The sequence below is a fragment of the Paucibacter sp. B2R-40 genome, from assembly GCF_025717555.1.
Lineage (GTDB): Bacteria > Pseudomonadota > Gammaproteobacteria > Burkholderiales > Burkholderiaceae_C > Paucibacter_A.
In genome coordinates, this window is record NZ_JAJIRP010000002.1 from 461671 (window position 1) to 483145 (window position 21475).

Sequence of the window (21475 nt, forward strand, 5' to 3'; positions counted from 1 at the left end):
CGAGCCTCAACAGCGCTTGGAACGCCGTCGCACAAAGCCATCATCGTCATCATGCCTTTGCTACTCCTGATCAGCGCCGGCCTCAATGTGATGTTCGGCATTGCCTTGCTCTTGCTGTGGCGGCAGGACCAGCGCTTCGCCTACGTCAGGTTATGGGGCTTCAGTTGGGTGCTCTTGGGCTGTGGCCTGACCCTGGGCCCGGTCTTGCATGACTTCAGCCCACCCGGCCCGGCCCGCGACATTCAGTCGCTGTTCGCGTCGATGGCCTTGATGGCCTCCCAATTGCTGCAAGTCGCCGGTGCCTTCGACTACCGGGGCCGCCGCCTGCGCTGGCAGCGCGCCCTGCCGCTGTTCGTCATCATCATGCTGATTCTGGCCGGCCTGGGGGCAAGAGACTTTCGCAGCGCGCTCTTGGTCGGCTCCAGCGTGATGGGCCTAGGTTCGCTGGCCAGCGCACATCTGCTGTGGCGCAACGGTCGCCACTCCGAGCGCTGGGTCGGTGTCGGTTTTGTCGCACTGGCGCTGGTGCATCTGAGTGCGCCGTGGCTGGACCCGCAGGCGCGCTCGATGATCACCTATGTCAGCGGCTTGCTGGTGCAAGCCACGCTCTCCCTCGGCCTGATCCTGCTCTCCGTCGCCCGGGCGCATGCCGAGACCCGCCGCCAGACCGAGCGTTTCAGCAAACTGGCCGAACATTCATTGCAAGGCCTGGTGGTGCTGCAGGACCACCGCGTCGTCTACGCCAATCCGGCCGCACTGGCGATTTTTGGCTATGTTCGCGGCAGCAGTGAACTGCCCGGCGATCTGGTCGAAGCGCTGGTACCGCCCGAGCTGCGTAACGCGGCCCGTGAGCGGCATCAACGAGTGCTGGCCAACCCCGCTGCCCGCATCGAATGGGAAGCCACGCGACTCGATATGGATGGCCGGCCCCTGCACATCCGCGGCCTCTCCAGCCATCTGGACTGGGACGAGGCGCCGGCCGAGTTGATGGTGATGGTGGATGACAGCTCGCGCCAGCGCGCCGTCGACGCGCTGCGCCGCCAGGCCTTGCATGATGAGCTGACCGACCTGCCGAACCGCAACTTTGCGCTCGAACGCCTGCGCGACATGACCTATCTGGGCGCTCCGCCATTCGCGCTGATTTCGGCCGACCTGGACCGCTTCCAGTTGGTCAACGAGAGCCTGGGGCACGCGGTCGGTGATGCCTTGCTGAACGCGGTGGCCAGGCGGCTGTGCCGACGTCTGCCGCCGCAGGCGCTGCTGACGCGACTCGGCGAGGATCAGTTCCTGGTCTTGATTGAGGGGGCAGCCAGTCGGGCCGAGGTGCAGGCGGTGGCGGAGCAGCTCTTGTCCCTGCTGGATGCACCGTTTGCACTCGACGGGGCCGAGCTGTTTGTGCATATGTCGCTGGGTGCAGCCCTGTTCCCGCAAGACGGGCGCGACGGCGCCAGCCTGCTGCGCGCCGCAGATTCGGCCATGCACCGCGCCAAAGGCAACGCCGGCGCCTCATTCATGTTCTTTGACGTGGCGATGAACGGTGCCTCGCGGGCGCGGCTGGACGCCGAACAGTCGCTCGGCCACGCGATCGCCGAACGCGAGTTCTTGCTGGAATATCAACCCAAGTTCCGCGCCGGCAGCCGCACGCTCTGCGGTTTCGAGGCCTTGGTGCGCTGGGAGCGGCCCGGCAAGGGGCGCGTCAGCCCGGCCGAGTTCGTGCCCGCAGCCGAGCGCACCGGCCAGATCAAGGCGCTGGGCGAGCTGATCCTGGACATCGCCACCGCTCAGCTGCGCGAGTGGCAGCTGGCCTGGGGTCAAGCCTTGCCGGTGGCGGTCAATGTATCGCCCTTGCAGTTCGACGACGCCGGCTTCGCCAGCCGCGTGCTCGCTCTCCTGGAAGAACGCGGCCTGCCACCTGATGCGCTGGAGATCGAGATCACGGAGACCGCCGCGATCGGCCATGTCGAACGCGTACTGCCGCAGTTGCACCGTCTGCGCGCTGCCGGCGTGCTGTGCTCGCTGGACGACTTCGGCACCGGCCAATCCTCGCTGACGATGTTGCGCAATTTGCCAATCAGCACCATGAAGCTGGATCGCAGCATGATTGAACCGCTGCCCGAGGCACAGGCCAGCGCCGTCGTCAAAGCGACCTGCGTGCTCGGTCACTCCTTGCAGCTGGAAATTGTTGCCGAGGGTGTCGAGACCGAAGTCCAGGCGCAGGCCGCCGAAGCCTTGGGCTGCACGCAGTTGCAGGGTTATCACCTCGGCCGGCCGCTGGCCGCAGCGGCCGCCGGTGCGCTGCTGGCCCTTGCCCTGGAGAATCAGCCGCGCGCCGACTCGATGCCTACCCAGCCGCCCTCGGTGTAGCGCTCGCCGGCCACCACGCCGGGCGCAAACAAGGCATCCAAGGCGGCCACTTGCACGGCATTCAGCTCGACTTGCCCGGCCGCCCAATTGCTGCCCAAATGGGTCTGCCGCCTTGTGCCTGGGATCACCAAGGCATGCGGCTGCTTGTTCAAAATCCAGGCCAGAGCCAGTTGCGAGGGCGGCAGGCTCCAGGCTTCGGCCAGCTGCGCCAGGCGCGCCGCCAGCGCCCGGTTGTGCTCACCGGCCGCACCGTTGAAGCGCGGCAGCATACGGCGAAAGTCATCCGGGGCCAGGTCTTGCGTGGCCGGCAAGGCGGCACTCAGCAGCGCACGGCCGAGCGGGCTGTAGGCCACAAAAGCCACGCCCAAGGCGGCGGTGGCCGGCAGCATTTCCAATTCGGCCCCACGCTCCCAGAGCGAATACTCGCTTTGCACCGCCGCCACCGGATGCACCGCATGAGCGCGCCGCAAGGTCTCCACACTGACCTCGGACAGGCCGATCGCCGCAATCTTGCCCTCGGTCTTCAGCGCCACCAGCGTCTCCATCAACAGCTCGATGGGCACGGCCGGGTCGCGCCGATGGACGTAGTAAAGGCCGATCTGTTCCAGCCCCAAGCGCTTCAGTGAAGCCTCGCAGGCGGCACGGATATAGGCGGGCGAGTTGTCGATACGGCGCTCATAAGTACCGGCCGGCCTGTCAATGCCGAACTTCGTCGCCACCAGCACTTCGGCGCGTTGATTCGGTCCCAGCTCGGCCAGGAATCTCCCCAGCAATTGCTCGTTATGGCCGGCGCCATAGGTGTCGGCGGTGTCGAGATGGCGCACCCCAAGCTCGAAGGCAGCATGCAAAGTCGCCAGTGATTCGGCATCGTCATGCGCACCGTAGAACTCGCTCATGCCCATCAGGCCCAGGCCTATTGCAGAGACTTGCTGGCCGGCGAGGCGGCGCAGGGCTTCTTTCGCGGTCTGGCTCATGACATCACCCGGGCTGTGCCGCAGACTCGGATAGAACTGCCGGCGGCGGCCGGAATCTCGGCCCGCAGCAGCGAGCGTGCACCCATGTCTTCGCCTTGCACGATGTCGATTGCGCCTCCATGCGGCCAGCCCAGATCGCGCAGATAGCCGGCCAGTGCGGCGGTGGCCGCGCCGGTGGCCGGGTCCTCCAGCACGCCGCCCGAGGCAAAGGCATTGCGGGTGTGAAACAGCTGCGGCGTTTCGCTATAGGCCAGCAAAATGGTGGTCAGGCCGGCGGCCTGCATCAGGCGCCGACCCTCGTCCAAGTCATAGTTCATTGCGGCCAAGGTCGCGCGAGACTTCAAGCCCAGCACCAGATGGTCGGCGCCGCCATGGGCCAAGCCTGGCGGCAAGCGTGGGTCGAGATCATCCGACTGCAAGCCGAACAGCGTCAGCGCCGCCGCCAGCAAGGCCGGCTCAGCCGGCGCGCTGCGCGTCGGCGGCGACTGCAAGGCAGCGCTATAAAGATCACCCGCTTGCCGGCCTTCGACGCTGATACGGGCGCTGTTGAGAATCAAATCAAACCGCCCGTCACCCTGCCGGAGCGCCAGCGCCGCGCCGAGCGCGATGGTGGCATGGCCGCAAAACGGCACCTCGTTTTCAGGCGAAAAATAGCGCACCCGCCAAGCCGAGCCCTGCGGCTGAGCAAACACCGACTCAGAAAAACCAAGCTCGGTGGCCATGCGCTGCATTTCGGCGTCAGCGGGCAATTGATCGGCGATCAACACGCCGGCCGGGTTGCCGCCGATGTGCGCGTCTGAGAAAGCGGAGATTTTGAGAATGCTTGTGTTCATATGTGTGAGGACTGAGGACTAGAGCTGCTGCGCATCATGCTCGCTGAGGCCTTGGCCCGCCAGTCTCGCCGCCTTACACGGCCTGTGCAGCTGCGCTGAACAATGCCGCCGACAATATCGCCATCATGGCCGAACCCGACTTTCAGCATTTACGTATTTTCTTTGCCGTTGCCGAGGCGCGCAGCTTCCGTGCCGCCGCGCTGACCCTGGGGCTCAGCCCTTCGGCCGTCAGCCAGGCGATGCGCAGACTCGAGCAGGAGCTAGGCGTGGCGCTGTTGGCGCGCAGCACCCGCAGCGTCGCGCTGAGCGCGGCCGGCGAACAATTGCTGGCGCAGGCCGGGCCGGCCGTGCAACGCATCAAGCAAGCCTATGCAGACCTGGGTGAGCTGGGCGGCGAGATCGGCGGCACGCTGCGCTTGTCGGTGCCGCGCAGCGCAGCGCGACTCTTGCTGGCGCCGCTCGTGGCGCGCTTCCTGGCCGCCCATCCTGCGGTGCAGTTGGAGTTGCACACCCAAGACGTGATGGTCGACATCGTCGCACAGGGCTTCGACGCCGGGGTGCGCTTTGCCGAGCGCCTGCCGCTGGACATGGTGGCCGTGCCGCTGGGCGAGGCCCAGCGCTTCATCGTCGTCGCGACGCCGGCCCTGCTGGCGCGCTCGGCTGTTCCGACCCATCCCCGCGACTTGCTGCAAGCGCCTTGCGTACGCCAACGCTTCGCCAGCGGGGCGATGTTTCGCTGGGAGTTTGAGCGGGATGGCGAACAGCTAACGCTGGATGTCAGCGGTCCCTTGATGGTCGATGACCAAAGCGTGGCGCTGGCGGCTGCGCTGGAAAGCGCAGGTTTTGCCTATGTTTATGAATGCGCGGCGCGCGAACATCTGCTGGCAGGCCGCCTGTTCCAGGTCTTGGGCGACTGGTGCCCAGCGGGCACGGGCTTCTCGCTCTACTACCCCAGCCGCCGCCAAGCCAGCCCGGCCTTGCGGGCGTTTATTGGGATGGTGAAGGCGCAGCTTGCGTTCTGATCGATAGAGTCGCCCGTTCAGCTTCGACTCAGTCAGCCGAAAGTCGGTGGCGGTGATCTGATTTCAACGGTGTTGAGTGACTCAACGATCCGCCATCGCCTCGCCCAGCTGCACCGCGCTGCCAGGCCGACCCAAATCTTCGCCAACCCAAGCCGGATTGAAACTCCACGGCCCCTTGGGGAACAACATCACGACAGTGGAACCCAGCAAAAAGCGTCCCATCTCTTCGCCTTTCTTCAACTGAATCTGCTGGTCCTGATAACTCCACTCGACCACCTTGCCGGGCCGCGAAGGGTTGACGACGCCATGCCAAGTCGTGGCCATGCTGCCAACGATGGTGGCCCCCACCAAGACCAGCACCCAAGGGCCATGGATGCCCTCGAACACACAGACCACGCGCTCGTTACGCGCAAACAGGCCGGGCACGCCGCGCGCCGTCACCGGGTTGACCGAGAACAGATCACCGGGCACATAAATCATGCGCAAGAGCCGGCCCGCCGCTGGCATATGGATGCGGTGATAGTCGCGTGGGCTCAGATAAATATTGGCGAAGATGCCGTCGTCAAACTGCGCGGCCAAGGCCGCGTCGCCACCCACCAAGGCTGTGCTTGAGAACTCATGGCCCTTGGCTTGAAAGATTTGATTGCCCTTGATGGCGCCCACTTGGCTGATGCGCCCATCCACCGGGCACAGCAGCGTCGCATCGGCCAAAGGCCTGGCACCCGGTTTCAGCGCACGGGTGAAAAACTCATTGAAGCTCGGGTAGGCGGCAATATCCGGCTCGGCGGCCTCGGCCATATTGACGTCGTAGCGGGCAACAAAGCGGCGAATGATGCCGGTCGTGATCGCTCCCATGCGGGCCGAAGCTACAAGGCCGGCAAAGCGGGTGATGGCCTGTTTGGGCAACAGGTATTGCAGCAGCACAGCGGAGCGGTCGGACACGGATTTTTCCCTTGGAGCCAAGGCTGCGGATTGTAGCGAGGGGGCTGCTTGGGCAAGGTTTGGCGTTCGCCTGCTGCTCCCACGGGCAGGCTCAGTCTATGTTCGCCAACGCACCGACGGCCCGCCTGAAACAAGTGATGGTTGCGCCAGGCTCACTCGACGCCACTTCACGACCGGACTGATAAGGCTTTTTATGAACACCAAGCACCATGGATTTGCCCCCTTGCTCTTCACCGCAGCCATCGCCATCACAACAGCGATGTTGGTGGGCGGCTGCAGCAAGCAGCCGGAAGTTGCCGCACCGCCGCCCGCGCCAACAGATGTTGTTGCGCAAGCCGCCTCTACGGCTGCGGCCAATGTGTCGGATGCCGATGTCAGCGGGCATGTCTCCACCGTGCTGAATCAGAACGATTCGCTCAAGGCCTTTGACATCAAGGTCGTCACGCTCAAAGGCGATGTCCGTCTGATCGGGATGCTAGACACCCAAGCCCAGATAGACACTGCACTCAAAATCGCGCGCGAAGCGGAAGGCTCCCACACCATTCACAACGAACTCACGCTCAAGAAATAGCTTGCTCACTCAGCAGGCTGCCCGCTGCGCAGGCGCAATTCCCGCAGCAGCGGCAGCAGTTCATCCGCTGGCCGCGCCGCCAGCTTGCGGTAGGCGCGTCCGCCGTCGCTGCGCGCCAGCAGCTTCATCTCGACCAACTCGCGCCGCAAAGTGCAATGGTCGCCAAAGCCATGGTGCGCATTCAGCACCTGATTGACTTCCGGTTCGGTGTAGATGCGCCGACTGTCGAAGTGCAACCACAGGCCCCAGATCGCATAACGCTGAACCTGATGGCGGCTGGGCCAGCGCACCAGGCGCCCATGGGCATCGAATTGGCGCAAGGCGCGGTCGGCCAATTCACTCAGTTCGGGATGGCGCGGCCCGCGCGCCGGTGGCGCATGTTGCGGCGTGAGCTTGCTGGGCGTGACGGGCGCTTTGCTTGCCACAGCGGCGGCGCGCAAGGCTTGCAAATTGCGATGCCCGGCCGCGCGGGCCAGCATATTCAACAAGCTCAGGTGGCTGGGCGGCTCGCACGGCGGCTCGCTTTGCAAGAGCTGCTCGGCGAGTTGCTGGCGCAGTGATTTGGCGAAGGCCGAAATATCTTCGGCGTGCAGGGCAATAGATTCACGAGGCATGATTGAGAGATCTCCACATCACGCGTGTTGCTCATGGCCGCCACAGGAGGCGGTGCTGGTGCTTGCCGGCTTCCAGCTGGGCACACGCGAAACGGGGCTCAGCCTGGTGAAACGAAAATCTCTTCTCTTTGCCTGGCAGGTTTAGCTCACGGTCAAACGCTTAAACGGTCTGCCATGCGGCAAGGCCTGGGTGTTCTGCCGACCCGGGGCGCAGTATAGATGATGGGGGCAGCGGGTACGATCAGCACTTCGGCCAAGCAAGCCCTCCCCCGCATTTACCCAATTCAGCCCCCTACGAGCGGCCACCGCCATGGAAATCTATCTCGACGCCAATGCCACCACGCCGGTGCTGCCGCAGGCCAAGGCCGCGGCCATCCAAGCGATGGTGGAAGACTACGGCAACCCCAGCAGCATTCACAGCACCGGCTTGAAGGCCAAGGCGCTGATCGACGGCGTCAGGGCACGCGCGCAGCGACTGCTCGACACCGGCGACGGCGCCTTGCTGTTCGTCAGCGGCGCCACCGAGGGCATTCAGACTGCCGTGCTGTCGGCGCTGAACTCAATGCGCGGCAATTTGCAGGCCGACTTGCTGCTCTATGGTGCGACCGAACACAAGGCGGTGCCCGAGGCGCTCAAGCATTGGAACCAGGTGCTGGGTTTGAATCTGCAGATCATGGCGATCCCGGTCGATACCCAAGGCCGGCATGACCTGGCCTTCTTGCGCCAACACGCGCCACGCGCCGGGCTGGTCTGCACCATGGCCGCCAATAACGAAACCGGCGTTATCAGTGACCTGGACGGCATCGAGTCCGCGCTGGCCGGCAGCAAGGCGCTGTGGTTGGTCGACGGCGTGCAGGCGCTGGGCAAGCTGCCGCTGCGCCTGCAAGCGCGGCGCATCGACTACGCGCCATTTTCCGGCCACAAGCTCTATGCACCCAAAGGCATTGGCCTGCTCTATGTGCGCGCCGGCGCACCGTTCACGCCGCTGATGGCGGGCGGCGGGCAAGAAGGATCGCTGCGCTCGGGCACCGAAAATATGTCGGGCATCGCCGCCTTGGGCGCGGTGTTGGCGGCGCTGGACGATGGCCAGACGCTGCGCGACGCGGCCACCATGCATAGTTTCAGAGACCGCCTAGCCGAAGCATTATGCGAAGCATTCCCCGGCCTGGTTTTCAATGCGCCGCTGGGTTCAAGTCTGCCGACCACCTTGAACTTTGCCGTGCCGGGTTTGAGTTCGCGCCTGCTGCAGGACTTGTTCGACGCCGCCGATGTGCGCGTCAGCGGCGGCTCGGCCTGCAGCGCCGCCAAGGCTGCGCCAAGTTTTGTTTTGCAAGCGATGGGCCTGCCGGACTGGCAGGCGGCCGGCGCGGTGCGGCTGTCGATAGGCCCGGCCGTCGACGAGGCCTTTGTCGATGAAGCATGCGCCCGCATCCGCGCCTGCGGCGAGTCGCTGCGCCGGCATTGCTTGAGCCCGGCGAACAATTTTCCGACCATCGGAGACGGCATCACCCGCTTTATGCAAGACGGCGCTTGCTGCTATTTGCTGGCCGACTCGCTCAGCAAAACCTGCGTCTTGATCGACGCCCGGCCGGAGCAGGTTTGCCGGCTGGCACAGGCGCTGACTTGCCAGGGCTACCCGTTGTTGGCGGTCTTGAGCAGCACGGGCGAGGCCGAGCACGCCGAAGCACGCGAGCTGCTCGCCGACACCCTGCCCGCGCTGATGCCCACCGCGCAGGTTGACGCCTTGGGCTGGCCCATGGACCGGGCGACGATTGTGCTCGGCGAACAAGAGCTAACGCGGCAAAGCAGCTCACAGGGTCAGGTCCTGCTGCTGGGCAAGACCGGTGCAGCCTCGCCCGCCATCGCTTTCACCGGATTGAGTCTGCCGGCCGAACTGAGCGCCTGGGTGGCAGCCGCCACACTGCTGGCACCGGGCCGGGATGAAGCTCAACAAGTGGCCTTGACTCTGGCCAGCGCGGCGCAAGACCAAGATGCCAGCGTACAGCAGGTGCAAGGTGCGCAGTTGAAAGCCTTTGTGAACTTCCACCCCGACGCGCTGCTGGTCGATGTGCGCGAGCCTTACGAGCAGTTCCTCAGCCAAACGCCGGACTTGAGCGGAGCGCAACTGGAGGCGATGCCGCTGTCGCGCCTGCTGAACGCAATCCTGCCCTGGTTGACCGAGCAGCCGCAGCGCCCTTTGTTATTCTTCTGCCGCACCGGCAACCGCAGCCGCCAAGCAGCACTGGCGCTCAGCCGCCTCGGCCACGCCCAAGCCTGGACCTTGGCCGGCGGCTTGGCGCTCTTGCCCACCGCGGCCCGCCCCAAGCATCAACCCGACCCTGCTCTGTATGTCTGATCTCAACGCCACCCAAGCTCATATTCACTCGTCTTTTTACCGCTTTGTCGCTTTGGCCGAGCCGGAAGGCGTGGCCGCAAGACTGCGCGAACTGAGCCTGCCGGCCACCGAACTTGGCGGCAATATTCTGGTCGCCCCCGAAGGCATCAGCGCGGCCATCGCCGGGCCGGCGCAGGCCTTGGCCGCCTTCGAGCAGGCGCTGCAAAGCGATCCCGTCTTCGGCGGTGCTTTTGTCGGCATGGTGTTCAAGCACAGCGCCTGCACGACCAAGCCCTTCACGCTGATCAAGGTGCACACCAAGCCCGAGATCGTTGCCTTTGGCGTGCCCGGCGTGTCGGGGCTGCCGGATGCCAGCAAGCCCGACACCCATGTCTCGCCCGCGCGCTGGCGCGAGCTGATCAAGCAAGCCGATGTGCTGGTACTGGACAACCGCAACAGCTTCGAGTTCAAGCTCGGGCATTTTGAGGGCGCGGTCGACCCCAAGGTGGCGCATTTCCGCGACTTTCCGGCCTATGTGGCAGAACATGCCGATGAGTGGAAGGCCAAGGGCCAGCGCATCGCGATGTATTGCACCGGCGGCATACGCTGCGAAAAAACCAGCGCCTGGATGCAAGACCAGGGCTTGGATGTATTTCAACTTGACGGCGGCATCGTCAGCTATTTCGAGGCCTTGCCCGATGCTGCGGTCGACTGGAAGGGCGAGTGCTTTGTGTTCGACAAACGCATCGCCATCGACACCCATCTGCAAGAGACGGCCACCACCGCCGAGGACGTCTATGCGGGCGAGCCGGACGAAGCCTGGCGGCTGGCCAGGGCACGCCGGCTCGATCCGAGCGGCAGCTAAGTTACCAGACCTTGCAGCGCTTGGCCTCGGGCTTGACCATGGCCTGACCCGGCTTGCAAGCAAAGGCTTTCTCGAACTCCGGCATATTCACCACCACCCCGTTGATGCGGTAACGGCCGGGTGAATGCGGGTTGGTCAAGGCCTGCACGCGCTGTGCCTCGGGGCGCTCGCTATTGCAATCCCACTGGGCGAAGCCGACAAAGAAGCGCTGCTCGGGTGTCAGCCCGTCAACAGGCTGCAAGCCCTGCGCGGCCACATGCTGCTTCCAGGCGGTCAGCGCCAGCACCAGGCCGCCGAGGTCGGCCAGGTCTTCGCCCAGGGTCAGCGCGCTATTGATCTTGATGTCGTCGACGATGGTGTAGCCGGCGTATTGCTGCGACACACAGGCGGCGCGCTGCTCGAAGGCTTTGCCGTCTTTCTTCGTCCACCAGTCCTTCAAATTGCCCTTGGCGTCGAACTTGCGGCCTTCGTCATCAAAGCCATGCACCAACTCGTGACCGATGGTGCCGCCGGTGTTGCCATAGTTGGGCGCGGCGTCCATCTTGGGGTCGTACAGCGGCGCCTGCAGCACGGCAGCGGGGAAGTTGATGTCGTTCATCTGCGCGTCGTAATAGGCGTTGACGGTCTGCGGCGTCATGCCCCATTCGCCGCGGTCCAAGGGCTGGCCGATCTTGGCCAGCTGCCGCTTGAATTCGAAGCTATTGCCCCGCTGCACATTGCCGACAAAGCTGCTGCGGTCCACCGCCAGCGCGCTGTAATCACGCCAGCGCTCCGGGTAGCCGACCTTGTTGACAATGCTGCCGAGCTTGGTCAGCGCCTGCGCCTTGGTGGCCTCGCTCATCCACGGCAGGGACTTGATGGAGTCCGCCATCGCGGCCTCGATCTCGGCCGTCATCTGCTGTGCCTGCTGCTTCAACTCGGGGCTGAAGCTGCGCTGCACAAACTCCTCGCCGAGCGCCTCGCCGAGCTGCGCGTCGACCAGTTCGACGCAGCGCTTCCAGCGTGGCTTCATCTGCGGTGTGCCCTGCAAGGTCTTGCCGAAGAATTCGAAATTGGCCTGCACCATCTCGGGGGCCAGATAGGCGGCGTGGCTGCTGAGCGCGGCCCAGCGCAGATAGGTCTTCAGCTCGGCCAGGCTGAGCGCTTGCAGGCGCTTGTCCATGGCCTTGAAGAAGCCGGGCTCGGTGACGTTATAGCTTTGCTGCGACTCGGGCAGTCCCAAGCCGGCACGGTAAGCTGACCAGTCGAAATGTGGCGTTAGGGCCTGCAAGGCCTTGGCGTCGAGCTTGTGATAGGTCTTGTAGGGATCACGACGCTGCACTTGCGTCAGCGTGGCGCGGGCCAGGGCGGTCTCGGTCGCCAGCACCGAGCGGGCGGCAAGCGCGGCGGCCTGCGGGGTGTCACCGGCCAGCTCAAAGACGCGCGCCACATGGGCCTCGAACTTCTTCAGCATCGCGCGCGATTTGGCGTCTTGATTGACGTAGAAGTCCCGGTCCGGCAAGCTCAATCCGGCGGCCATGGCGAAGGCAATGACCTGGGTCGCGTCGCCGAAGTCTTGGCCCGAGGCGAAGCGGAACAAGAAGCGCTCGTTATTGGTGGCCAAATGCAGCGCGGCCAGCAGCGCCGGCAAATCGCGCTTGTCGCTCAGCGCATCAATCTGTGCCAGCGCGGGCTGCAGCGGCGCAAGCGCAAGGCTTTGGGCTGCATCTTCGTTCATGCAGGCGGCGAAATAGTCGCCCATCTGCGCCTGCTTGGCGCTCAAGGCAGACCGGTCCGGCGCTGTGGCGAGTTTGTCCAGAATGCCCCACAAAAAGCGCTGGTTCTCGTTTGCCATCTTGGCGTAGACCGACCAGCGCGATTGATCGGCCGGAATCGGGTTGTTCTTGATCCAGCCGCCGCAAGCGTATTGGTAAAAGTCCTCGCAAGGGTCGACGGCGGCGTCCATGGACGGACGGTCCAGGCTGGGCGTGTAGGGCAAGGCGCTGAGCGGCTGCTCGGGCGCGGCGGTTTCGGCCATGGCCGCTCCAGCACCTGCCGCCAATGTCATTGCAAGGCTCAGGATAGAGCCTTGGCTGAGTTTCAAAATTGAGTGCGAGGACTTGGACATGGCTGCGTGGACTCTTTGGTGAAGAGCCGGCATTCTCGCCCATGCCTCGCGCGGCAATTCAAATGAACCTGCCCCGATTGAAAAGGGCTGCGGCTGGCGCGTTTATAGGCTGACCGCCAGCTCCGGCTCGGGCAACTTGACCTGGTTGTCGGTGCTGAACTGATAGTCCTTGAAGACATGCTCGGCACTCAGCAATTGATAGCTGCCATCGGGGTTGCGGTGCGTGGTGTCTTTCAGGCGCCAGGTCAGCTGGCCGCAGGTCCAGATGTCGAAGTTGCGCATATGGGTGCACAAGCAGGTTTTGTCCTGCACCGAGACGCGCTTCTCGCCTGGATGCGCAGCCACTTCGCGGTTGTACGAGGTGATATAGGCGCATTTGCCATTGGCATCGAGCAGATACCCGTAAGCCTCGCAGTTAGGCCGGATGCCGTCGCCAATGCCTGGGCTGGCCTTGATCATGCGCATCGGATAGCCGGTCGGCGAGATTTCGTTGACTTCGATATCGGCCTCGCTGGCCTTGAAGTATTCCTGCTTGATGTCGTCCGGCAGGCCGCATTCACGCGTGACGGTGAAGCGCGTCGCCACCTGCACGCCCGAAGCACCGAGTTCCAGAAAGCGCACCGCATCGCTGCCGGTGAAGATGCCGCCGGCGGCGATCAGAGGGATGTCCAGCTTCTCGGTCAGCAGGTATTGATGAATCTCGGTGACGATGCTGGCCAGGTCGTACTGCGCCCAGTCCATGCCAAAGCCCAGATGGCCGCCGGCCAGCGGGCCTTCGATCACCACATAGTCGGGCAGGCGATTCAGGCGGCTGTTCTTCTTCAGGAACAACTGCAGCGCGCGCAGCGAGGACACGATGATGCCCAGCTTAGCCTCGCGAAAACGCGGATGTTCGGCGATCAAGGCGAAGGAGCCCAGATGCAGGCCGGCCGCCAAGGTGATGCCGTCGATACCGGCGTCCAGCGCCGCATTCATGCGCACGCTGAGCGTTTCCTTGGGGCCGTTCATCGTCAACTTTTCCATGCAGTTGATGAAGATCAGGCCGCTGCCCTGCTTGCGCGCCATGGTCTTCTCGACATGCAGGCGCGTGGCTTCGGCCAGATGTTCCAGATTGAATTTGACGTCCGACTTGTCTTCTGATGCGACGTTGTACTGAAACTGTGCCTGCTTGGCCTTGGTGTATTTGGTCTTGTAGCGGCGATCGGTCAAGGTGTTGACCATCGCGTCGGAGATGTGGCCGACACCGCCTAAGCGCGCGGCTTCCAAGGCCAGGTCGGAGGAAGAAATATCGACTCCCATGCCGCCAATCACGATAGGCACCAATTCATGGCGACCCATGCGCAGGCGGAAATCATCCAGACGTTTCATTTTTTCTATCTACTTTCGAAGTTTGGACTCGGCTTTCAAGGCCGAGGCTACGGGCTCATGGCCGCCTGCGAGTGTGCCAAAAATTGACTCCCCTTGTCTTGTCTTGCGACAAGACTTGGACACGCCCAGTCTCTGCATGGCCCCAAGTATCGCCGCCAATGACCAGGCGGGTGGTGCGGCTTGCATTGTTGGCCCTAGGCTTCCTTGGTCTGCTCGAGCAAGCGCGGTGCAAGCCGCGCCACCGCCTCGCTCACGCCTTGGGCCATCGCCACCCCGCCATGGCCCTCGCCATCGACGAGCACCAGTTCACTGCCTGGCCAACGCTTATGCAATTGCCAGGGCGTGTCAAGCGGCGAGCTGATATCGAGCCGACCGTGGATCAGCACGCCGGGCAGATGGGCAATTTTGTGCATATTCGAATGAATCTCGTTTTCTCGCAAAAAGCCCGCATGCTGCCAGTAGTGAATCACCAGCGTCGCGAACAGCAAGCGGAACTCGGGGTCTTGATAGCGCGGGTTGGGAGCACTATTCGGGGCGAGAGACACATGCACATCCTCCCAGGCGCACCAGGCCCGCGCCGCTGCGGCCCGCACGGCAGGATCTGCGTCGGTGATGCGGCGGTAATAGGCGTCGATCAGGCTCTCATTGGCCCGAGCCCCGGACGCCTGGGCAAACTGCTCCCATTCACGCGGAAACACCAAACTCATGCTTTGCGTCAGCCAATGCACTTCGGCCGCTGTCGTCGTGGTCACCGCCGCCAAGACCAATCCCAACACACGCTGCGCATGAGCTTGCGCATAGGCCAGCGCCAGCGTCGTGCCCCAAGATGAGCCGTAGATCAGCCAGCGATCAACGCCGAGATGCGAGCGCAGCATCTCGATATCGACGATCAGGTGCTGCGTGGTGTTGGTGTGCAGATTTGCCGACGCATCTATTGCCAGCGGGCGGCTGCGGCCACAGCCTCTTTGCTCGAAGGACACGATCAGAAAACGAGCTGGATCGAAATGGCGCCGATAGCCGCTCATGATGCCGCTGCCCGGCCCGCCATGCAGATACAAAGCCGGCTGACCTTGGGCGTTACCGGAACACTCCCAATAGATTTCGTTGCCATCCGTGGTGGCCAAATGGCCGCTCGCAAAGGCGTCAATCGGCGCAAACATGGCCAGACATTTCCTTAAATGGGTTCGGGTTCATTTAATTTCCGCTCCACTGGCCCCGTAACCGCCACCGCCCGGCGTGCGAATCACAAACGCATCACCGGCCTGCATTTCCGCTTGGCCGATATGGGCCAAATGCTCGACGCTGCCATCCGCTCGCTCAACCCAGTTGCGGCCCGGTGCACCTGCCGCGCCGCCGGCCATGCCGAAAGCGCCTTGCGTACGGCCATTGCTCAAAATCGACGCCGTCATCGGCGCCAGAAAACGCAGGCGCCGCTCGCCGCCATTGCCCCCCTGCCATTGCCCTTTGCCACCGGAATCCGCAACGATTTCATAGGACTCCAAACGGATCGGGAAGCGGAACTCCAAGACCTCGGGATCGGTCATCCGCGAGTTGGTCATATGGGTTTGCACGACGCTCGCGCCATCAAAACCCGCCCCTGCACCCGACCCGCCAGAGATGGTCTCGTAATACTGATGACTGAGGTTGCCAAAAGTGAAGTTATTCATCGTGCATTGGCTGGCGGCCAGCACGCCCAAGGCACCATAGAGCGCATTGGTGACGCAAGTCGATGTCTCCACATTGCCCGCCACCACCGCCGCCGGATGGCGCGGATTGAGCATGCTGCCCTCGGGGACGATCACCTTGAGCGGCTTCAAACAGCCCGCGTTGAGCGGGATCGCATCATCGACAAGGGTGCGGAACACGTACAAGACCGCCGCCATCGTGATCGAGCGTGGTGCGTTGAAATTATTCGCTAGCTGGGCACTGCTGCCACTGAAATCAATCACGGCGCTGCGCTCGGCCGCGTTGACGCTGACGGCCACTTGGATCTGCGCGCCGTTGTCCAGCGGCAGCGTGAATGCGCCGTCTTGCAAACTCGTGATGACGCGGCGCACCGATTCTTCGGCATTGTCTTGCACATGCTGCATATAGGCGGCCACCGTCGCGGCGCCGTATTGCGCCACCATCGCACGCAACTCCTGCGCGCCCTTTTCATTCGCAGCGATCTGCGCCCGCAGGTCGGCCATATTCTGAGCCGGGTTGCGCGAGGGATAGGGGCCGCTGCCCAAAAGCGCGAGCATCTCGGCCTCGCGCAGCACGCCGGCCTGGACCAGCAAGAAATTGTCGATCAAAACGCCCTCTTGCTCGATCGAGTTGGAGAACGGCGGCATCGAGCCCGGCGTGATGCCGCCGATATCGGCATGGTGGCCACGTGAGGCAACGAAGAAACTCGGCCGGCCAGAAGCCACGTCAGAGTCGCCCGGCGCCGGGCCGCCCCAAGGCGGGCGAACACCCCCTGGGGGGGCAGGGTGCGCAGCACCCGTGGGGGCTGGCATGTCGCACGGCGCCGGGCCGCCCCAAGGCGCGCGAACACCCCCTCGGGGGGCAGGGTGCGCAGCGCCAGTGGGGGTCGACAGGAAGACCGGGGTCACGACGGTGATATCCGGCAGGTGCGTGCCGCCGTGATAGGGGTCGTTCAACACATAGACATCGCCAGGCGCCATCGAAGGGTTGCGCGCAATCACGGTGTGAATCGACTCGCTCATCGAGCCCAGATGCACGGGAATGTGCGGCGCGTTGGCGATCAAATCGCCGGCAGCACTGAACAAAGCGCAAGAGAAGTCCAGCCGCTCCTTGATATTGACCGAGTGCGCGGTGTTCTGCAGACGCAAGCCCATCTGCTCGGCAATGTTCATGAACAGATTGTTGAAGATCTCCAGCATCACCGGGTCCGCCTGCGTGCCGATGGCAAAGGCCTGCGCACGCACCTGCACACGGCAAATTTCGACGCAGCCGTCCGCCATCAAGCGCGCCTGCCAACCGGGGTCGATGACCGTGGTGGCATTGCGCTCGGCCAGAATCGCCGGGCCATCAATCTGCGCGCCGGCGCTCAAACTCTCACGCACATACAGCTGCGCGTCGCGCCAGCCGGCCGGCTGGCTGTCGGCGGCGCAGTACATGCTGATGTTCGCATCGGCCGGCGGCAAATACACAGCAGGTTCAGCGCTAGCGTCGTGCGCGGCCAAGGCCATGCCGGCCGCAATGCACTCGACTGCCACCGCCTCTATCACCAACTCGCGGCCCGGCATCAGGAAAGCGAAGCGCTGCCGGTAGGCCGCCTCGAACTCGGCCCGCAGATCTTCCACGCCTGTGCCCTCGTGCAGCGGGCAGGTCAATGCGGTGTCGGTGCCTTGATAGCGAATTTGCAGATGGCGCACCAGTTGCAAAACCTCGAGTGCCAAGCCTTGGCCGACAAGTTCGGCGCGCGCGGCTTGGGCCAATATCTCCGCCTGCGCCCAGGCGCTGCCCAAGCCCTGTGCATCAAGGCTGCACTCCACAGCGGCTTCACGGGTGGCCATGCGGTCAGCCAGGCCCATGCCGTAGGCGCTCAAGACCCCTGCGAAGGGATGGGCCAGCACCCGACTCATGCCCAAGGCATCGGCAACCAGACAGGCCGCCTGCCCGCCGGCTCCGCCAAAGCACTGCAAGGTATAGCCCGTTACATCAAGCCCGCGCGCCACCGAAATACGCTTGACTGCATTGGCCATGCTGCCGACGGCGATCTGCACGGCGCCGCTGGCGGCCTGCTCCGCCGTGACCATGCGACCGGCTGCGACCGACATCTCGGCCGCCATTGCGGTGAAGCCTTGCAAAGCAGCCTCGCGGCTCAGGGGCTGATCCGCCTGCGGGCCGAACAGCTTTGGGAAGAAGTCGGGCTGGATGCGTCCCAACATGACGTTAGCGTCTGTCGTGGCGAGCGGCCCGCCGCGCCGGTAACTGGCCGGGCCTGGATTGGCGCCGGCCGAAGCCGGACCGACACGCAGGCGTGCGCCGTCGAAGCTGATCAAACTGCCGCCGCCGGCCGCGACCGTGTGGATGCTCAGCATCGGCGCACGCATGCGCACACCGGCGACCTCGGTGTCGAAGGTACGTTCATAAGGCAGCGCCGGGACGCCCCAAGCTGTCTGGCGCCCCTCGGGGGATGGACGCGCAGCGGCCTGGGGGCCAACATCAGGCAGCGCCGGGACGCCCCAAGCTGCCTTGCGTCCCTCGGGGGCTGGACGCGCAGCGGCCTGGGGGCTCACCAGCTCGCCATTGAAATGACTGACATCGGTGGAAGTGCCGCCCATATCAAAACCGATCAACTTGGCGTGCCCGGCGGCCATGCCGGTGCGCACCATGCCAACGATGCCACCAGCCGGGCCGGACAGAATCGCGTCCTTACCGCGAAAGTGATGCGCCTCGGTCAAACCGCCCGAGCTCTGCATGAAAAAGAGGCTGACGCCCGGCATCTGCGCCGCGACCTGATCAACATAGCGGCGCAGGATGGGCGAGAGATAGGCGTCGACGACGGTGGTGTCGCCGCGCGGCACTAGCTTCATCAATGGACTGACCCGGTGCGAGACCGAGATCTGCGTGAAGCCGATCTGCTGGGCCAGGCTCTCAGCCCGCAACTCATGTGCGGGGTAGCGATAGGCATGCATGAAAACGATGGCACAGGCACGCAAGCCGGCATCAAACGCAGCCTGTAAATCCTGTTTCAGCGCCAACTCATCCAAGGGCATGACGCAGTCGCCCTGCGCGCCAAAGCGCTCATGCGCTTCGATCACGCGGCTGTAGAGCAACTCGGGCAGCACGATCTGCCGCGCGAACAACTGCGGCCGCGCTTGAGTCGCGATGCGCAACGCGTCGCGAAAGCCGCGTGTCGTGACCAGCAGCGTCGCGTCGCCCTTGCGCTCCAGCAAGGCGTTGGTGGCAACGGTGGTGCCCATCTTCACGCAGTCCACCAAGGCCGGCGTGATCGCTTCACCGGGCTTGAGACCAAGCAAGCGCCGAATCCCCTCGACCGCCGCGTCGGCGTATTGCTCGGGGTTCTCGGACAGCAGCTTCAGGGTTTGCAGCGCCCCACCCGGCGCGCGACCGACCAAGTCGGTGAAAGTGCCACCCCGATCGATCCAGAACTGCCATCGATCGGAGTCAGGGGTGACGACTGGAGGCTTGGACATCATCTTCAAACTGGGGTCAGGTTCATTTAATTCAAAAAATGGGGTCAGGTTCATTTGTTGAAAATTAAATAAACCTGACCCCATTTAAAAGAGTCGCAAGGGGGTCGTAGGCCCGGGCTCAGGCAAGCGCTAACCGCCACAGTGAGGTGACTTCGGCGTTGCGCGCTTTAAACAAGGGATCGAGCTTGTCGGCAGCGCGTGCATGTTGTGGCTTGACGTCGCTGCGGTCGACGACGCGCAAACCCGCGGCGGCAATCCATCCCAGCAGTTGCTCGCGCGTGCGCAAGCCCAGATGCTCGGCCAGGTCCGACATGATCAACCAGCCTTCGCCGCCCGGCAAAAGATGGGCCCTCAGGCCGTTCAGAAAACCCAGCAGCATGCGGCTGTCCGGGTCATACACGGCATGCTCAAGCGGCGAGTTAGGTTTCCAAGGCAGCCAAGGCGGGTTGCAAACAATCAAATGCGCCTGGCGCTGCTCTTGCGGGTACAGATCAGCCTGCATCAGCTCGACTCGGCTCGCCACACCCAAAGCAGCCAAATTCTCGCGGGCACAAGCCAGCGCACGCGGGTCTTGGTCGGTCGCGACGATGCGGGTGACGCCGCGCTTGGCCAAGATCGCCGCCAGCACGCCGCTGCCAGTGCCGATGTCAAAGGCGACGCCTGCCTTGCCGCTGCTCTTCAGGCTCGCCGGCAAGGGCGCATGGGCCACCAGATCCAGATACTCGCCTCGCAGCGGCGAGAAAACGCCGTAATGCGGCGTGATGTCGGCCTTCAGCGCGCCGACATGGACGCCCTTCTTGCGCCACTCATGCGCGCCGATCAAGCCTTGCAATTCACGCAGCGAGGCCACGTAATGCTCACTCACCTCGCCGCGCGCCTGCAAGCCCGCTTCGCGCACATCCGGGGCGCGTCGCAAAGGCACGCCATGGTCGGCGTCAAAGGGCAGCAGCAGCATATTCAAGACCCGCGAGCGCAATGCCTGGGCCTTGCGTTGAGCGACGAATACATCGTTCACCGAGGCGGCAGGCTGGCCGGGTTTGGCCAGCTTGGCGGCTTTAGCGGCAGTACGCTCGGCCTTGGCCTCGACCCGCCGCTCCATCGCTTGCATCAGCAGCCTGGCGTTTTGGAAGTCGCCGCACCAGAGCAAACCAATACCTTCGCAGGCCCATTTGTAGGCGGTGTCGGCATCGACAGTGTCGTCCACGACATAGACCCGTTTGGGGGCGGGCAGATCCGCCATTGAACGCCAGCGGGCGCTGACGGGCTGACCCTCGTTGGCGATCCAGCGGATTTGGTTGACTTCGGCTTGTGTATGCATACCGCATTCTCGGTCGGTTTAGCGCCGGCGCCGCACAGATGCGCATCGCTTGCACGCTTATCCATCTGCCCACGATCCACTTTTGCAATTCGCCCGCGAACACGGCCCGGGTCGAATCATTCAAGCCGATGCCCGTGGCGCAGCGCCACGCATGCGCCTGGCAGCCCTGCTCAAATCACGCTGGCCCCAATATTGATCAGCAGCGCCAACACCAGGGTATTGAACAAATAGGCCAGGATGCAGTGCAAGGCGCCAAGCCGCCGCATCGATTTGGAAACAAAGGCGACGTCGGCGGTTTGCCCCGAAGTACCAATCACGGCGGCAAAGTAGAAAAAATCGAAGTAATCAGGCGGCTCATCGCCAGGAAACTGCAAGCCCGCAGACTTGACCACAGAAGACGCGGTCCTTGACTCATCCGGACCCCAATTGCCGTAGTAGCCATGCGCATAGTGCAGCGTGAACATGATCTGGACAAAGGCCCAGGATGACAACACCGTCAGCCCCGCCAAAGCGATGTGCGCCACTTTCAAAAAGCCATGCAACTCCTTCACCAAGGCCAGGTCGCCGGCAATGGCCGCCAGACTGGCCACGGTGGAGACCACGACAAAAGTCAGGATCACCGCTTGCCCTTCATCCTGTTGTTGGGCGCGGCGCCTCATGCTTTGCGAGGTGGAGCGTGCCATCATCACGGCCGCCAGAAACACATACAGCAAGGCGCCGCAGTTCCACGCGACCAGCCAGCGGGTGATCGGATGGGTCGCCCCAACATACGGCGCCAATATACCGACCGCCACCGCAACTGAAGTAGCGATCAGCAAGCGCGCTTTTGAGCGGATGATGTGCAAGATGGGGCGATGTTTCCAAGCCATGAGGGATGCCTTTCTTGGCCGCTCGGGTCCCCCCCAGCGCTTTGTGAACGCCACAGCCTGCTGTTGAGCAGGACCCGCTGGCAGCCACCGGTTGTGCCGCAGCGCATGACGTGCGGCTCGACAGG

General features: G+C 63.8%; 15 protein-coding genes. 5 read left to right on the forward strand and 10 right to left on the reverse strand.

Annotation, left to right across the window (positions count from 1 at the left end):
* The first annotated feature begins 51 nt into the window (after positions 1-51).
* Positions 52-2364, forward strand: coding sequence for a putative bifunctional diguanylate cyclase/phosphodiesterase (locus LNV09_RS05955; RefSeq protein WP_263556162.1), 2313 nt, complete (start codon positions 52-54; stop codon positions 2362-2364).
* On the opposite strand, the gene LNV09_RS05960 is transcribed toward LNV09_RS05955, so the two are convergent.
* Complete coding sequence (locus tag LNV09_RS05960) at positions 2319-3338, reverse strand: aldo/keto reductase (protein WP_263556163.1); 1020 nt, start codon at positions 3336-3338, stop codon at positions 2319-2321. The two genes, LNV09_RS05955 and LNV09_RS05960, sit on opposite strands and share 46 nt — an antisense overlap.
* A complete protein-coding gene (locus tag LNV09_RS05965; protein WP_263556164.1) occupies positions 3335-4171 on the reverse strand; it encodes a PhzF family protein in 837 nt (278 codons plus the stop codon). Before LNV09_RS05965 ends, LNV09_RS05960 begins: the two co-directional genes overlap by 4 nt.
* 125 nt (positions 4172-4296) lie before the next feature.
* On the opposite strand from LNV09_RS05965, the gene LNV09_RS05970 reads away from it, so the two are divergent.
* On the forward strand, positions 4297-5193 hold the full coding sequence (locus tag LNV09_RS05970; RefSeq protein ID WP_263556165.1) for a LysR family transcriptional regulator: 897 nt from the start codon (positions 4297-4299) through the stop codon (positions 5191-5193).
* Positions 5194-5274: 81 nt separating this feature from the next.
* Here LNV09_RS05970 and asd read toward each other — a convergent pair whose 3' ends face one another.
* Entirely contained in the window at positions 5275-6135 is an 861-nt protein-coding gene (gene asd / locus LNV09_RS05975; RefSeq protein ID WP_263556166.1) for an archaetidylserine decarboxylase, read from the reverse strand.
* A 193-nt stretch (positions 6136-6328) separates the two neighbouring features.
* On the opposite strand from asd, the gene LNV09_RS05980 reads away from it, so the two are divergent.
* Positions 6329-6706, forward strand: a complete 378-nt coding sequence (locus tag LNV09_RS05980; RefSeq protein WP_263556167.1) for a BON domain-containing protein — start codon at positions 6329-6331, stop codon at positions 6704-6706.
* Between the two features lie 5 nt (positions 6707-6711).
* On the opposite strand, the gene LNV09_RS05985 is transcribed toward LNV09_RS05980, so the two are convergent.
* Positions 6712-7320, reverse strand: coding sequence for a DUF2087 domain-containing protein (locus LNV09_RS05985; RefSeq protein WP_263556168.1), 609 nt, complete (start codon positions 7318-7320; stop codon positions 6712-6714).
* Positions 7321-7630: 310 nt separating this feature from the next.
* Between LNV09_RS05985 and LNV09_RS05990 the strand changes: the two genes are divergently transcribed.
* The gene (locus LNV09_RS05990) at positions 7631-9676 is read left to right on the forward strand and encodes an aminotransferase class V-fold PLP-dependent enzyme (RefSeq protein ID WP_263556169.1); all 2046 of its coding nucleotides are present in this window, start codon (positions 7631-7633) and stop codon (positions 9674-9676) included.
* On the forward strand, positions 9669-10520 hold the full coding sequence (gene trhO, locus LNV09_RS05995; protein WP_263556170.1) for an oxygen-dependent tRNA uridine(34) hydroxylase TrhO: 852 nt from the start codon (positions 9669-9671) through the stop codon (positions 10518-10520). The genes LNV09_RS05990 and trhO overlap by 8 nt, the downstream gene beginning before the upstream one ends.
* A gap of 1 nt (position 10521) precedes the next feature.
* Here the strand turns inward: trhO and LNV09_RS06000 are convergent, their stop codons facing one another.
* From LNV09_RS06000 to LNV09_RS06025, 6 genes are all read right to left on the reverse strand, one after another.
* Entirely contained in the window at positions 10522-12537 is a 2016-nt protein-coding gene (locus tag LNV09_RS06000) for a M13 family metallopeptidase (RefSeq protein ID WP_263556171.1), read from the reverse strand.
* A 192-nt stretch (positions 12538-12729) separates the two neighbouring features.
* Positions 12730-13995, reverse strand: coding sequence for a nitronate monooxygenase (locus LNV09_RS06005; protein WP_263556172.1), 1266 nt, complete (start codon positions 13993-13995; stop codon positions 12730-12732).
* Between the two features lie 194 nt (positions 13996-14189).
* Positions 14190-15155 carry a prolyl aminopeptidase gene (pip, locus tag LNV09_RS06010; protein ID WP_263556173.1) on the reverse strand — a complete coding sequence of 322 codons (966 nt, stop codon included), beginning with the start codon at positions 15153-15155 and terminating at the stop codon, positions 14190-14192.
* A gap of 30 nt (positions 15156-15185) precedes the next feature.
* Complete coding sequence (locus LNV09_RS06015; RefSeq protein WP_263556174.1) at positions 15186-19163, reverse strand: hydantoinase B/oxoprolinase family protein; 3978 nt, start codon at positions 19161-19163, stop codon at positions 15186-15188.
* A 118-nt stretch (positions 19164-19281) separates the two neighbouring features.
* Positions 19282-20481, reverse strand: coding sequence for a methyltransferase (locus LNV09_RS06020; protein ID WP_263556175.1), 1200 nt, complete (start codon positions 20479-20481; stop codon positions 19282-19284).
* A gap of 170 nt (positions 20482-20651) precedes the next feature.
* The gene (locus tag LNV09_RS06025; RefSeq protein ID WP_263556176.1) at positions 20652-21350 is read right to left on the reverse strand and encodes a DUF1345 domain-containing protein; all 699 of its coding nucleotides are present in this window, start codon (positions 21348-21350) and stop codon (positions 20652-20654) included.
* Positions 21351-21475: the final 125 nt, after the last annotated feature.

Coding starts and splice junctions, on each gene's coding strand:
- LNV09_RS05955 (WP_263556162.1), top strand. CDS start 52: ATGCCTTTGCTACTCCTGATCAGCGCCGGCCTCAATGTGATGTTCGGC.
- LNV09_RS05960 (WP_263556163.1), bottom strand. CDS start 3,338: ATGAGCCAGACCGCGAAAGAAGCCCTGCGCCGCCTCGCCGGCCAGCAA.
- LNV09_RS05965 (WP_263556164.1), bottom strand. CDS start 4,171: ATGAACACAAGCATTCTCAAAATCTCCGCTTTCTCAGACGCGCACATC.
- LNV09_RS05970 (WP_263556165.1), top strand. CDS start 4,297: ATGGCCGAACCCGACTTTCAGCATTTACGTATTTTCTTTGCCGTTGCC.
- LNV09_RS05980 (WP_263556167.1), top strand. CDS start 6,329: ATGAACACCAAGCACCATGGATTTGCCCCCTTGCTCTTCACCGCAGCC.
- LNV09_RS05985 (WP_263556168.1), bottom strand. CDS start 7,320: ATGCCTCGTGAATCTATTGCCCTGCACGCCGAAGATATTTCGGCCTTC.
- LNV09_RS05990 (WP_263556169.1), top strand. CDS start 7,631: ATGGAAATCTATCTCGACGCCAATGCCACCACGCCGGTGCTGCCGCAG.
- trhO (WP_263556170.1), top strand. CDS start 9,669: ATGTCTGATCTCAACGCCACCCAAGCTCATATTCACTCGTCTTTTTAC.
- LNV09_RS06000 (WP_263556171.1), bottom strand. CDS start 12,537: ATGGCCGAAACCGCCGCGCCCGAGCAGCCGCTCAGCGCCTTGCCCTAC.
- LNV09_RS06005 (WP_263556172.1), bottom strand. CDS start 13,995: ATGAAACGTCTGGATGATTTCCGCCTGCGCATGGGTCGCCATGAATTG.
- pip (WP_263556173.1), bottom strand. CDS start 15,155: ATGTTTGCGCCGATTGACGCCTTTGCGAGCGGCCATTTGGCCACCACG.
- LNV09_RS06015 (WP_263556174.1), bottom strand. CDS start 19,163: ATGTCCAAGCCTCCAGTCGTCACCCCTGACTCCGATCGATGGCAGTTC.
- LNV09_RS06020 (WP_263556175.1), bottom strand. CDS start 20,481: ATGCATACACAAGCCGAAGTCAACCAAATCCGCTGGATCGCCAACGAG.
- LNV09_RS06025 (WP_263556176.1), bottom strand. CDS start 21,350: ATGGCTTGGAAACATCGCCCCATCTTGCACATCATCCGCTCAAAAGCG.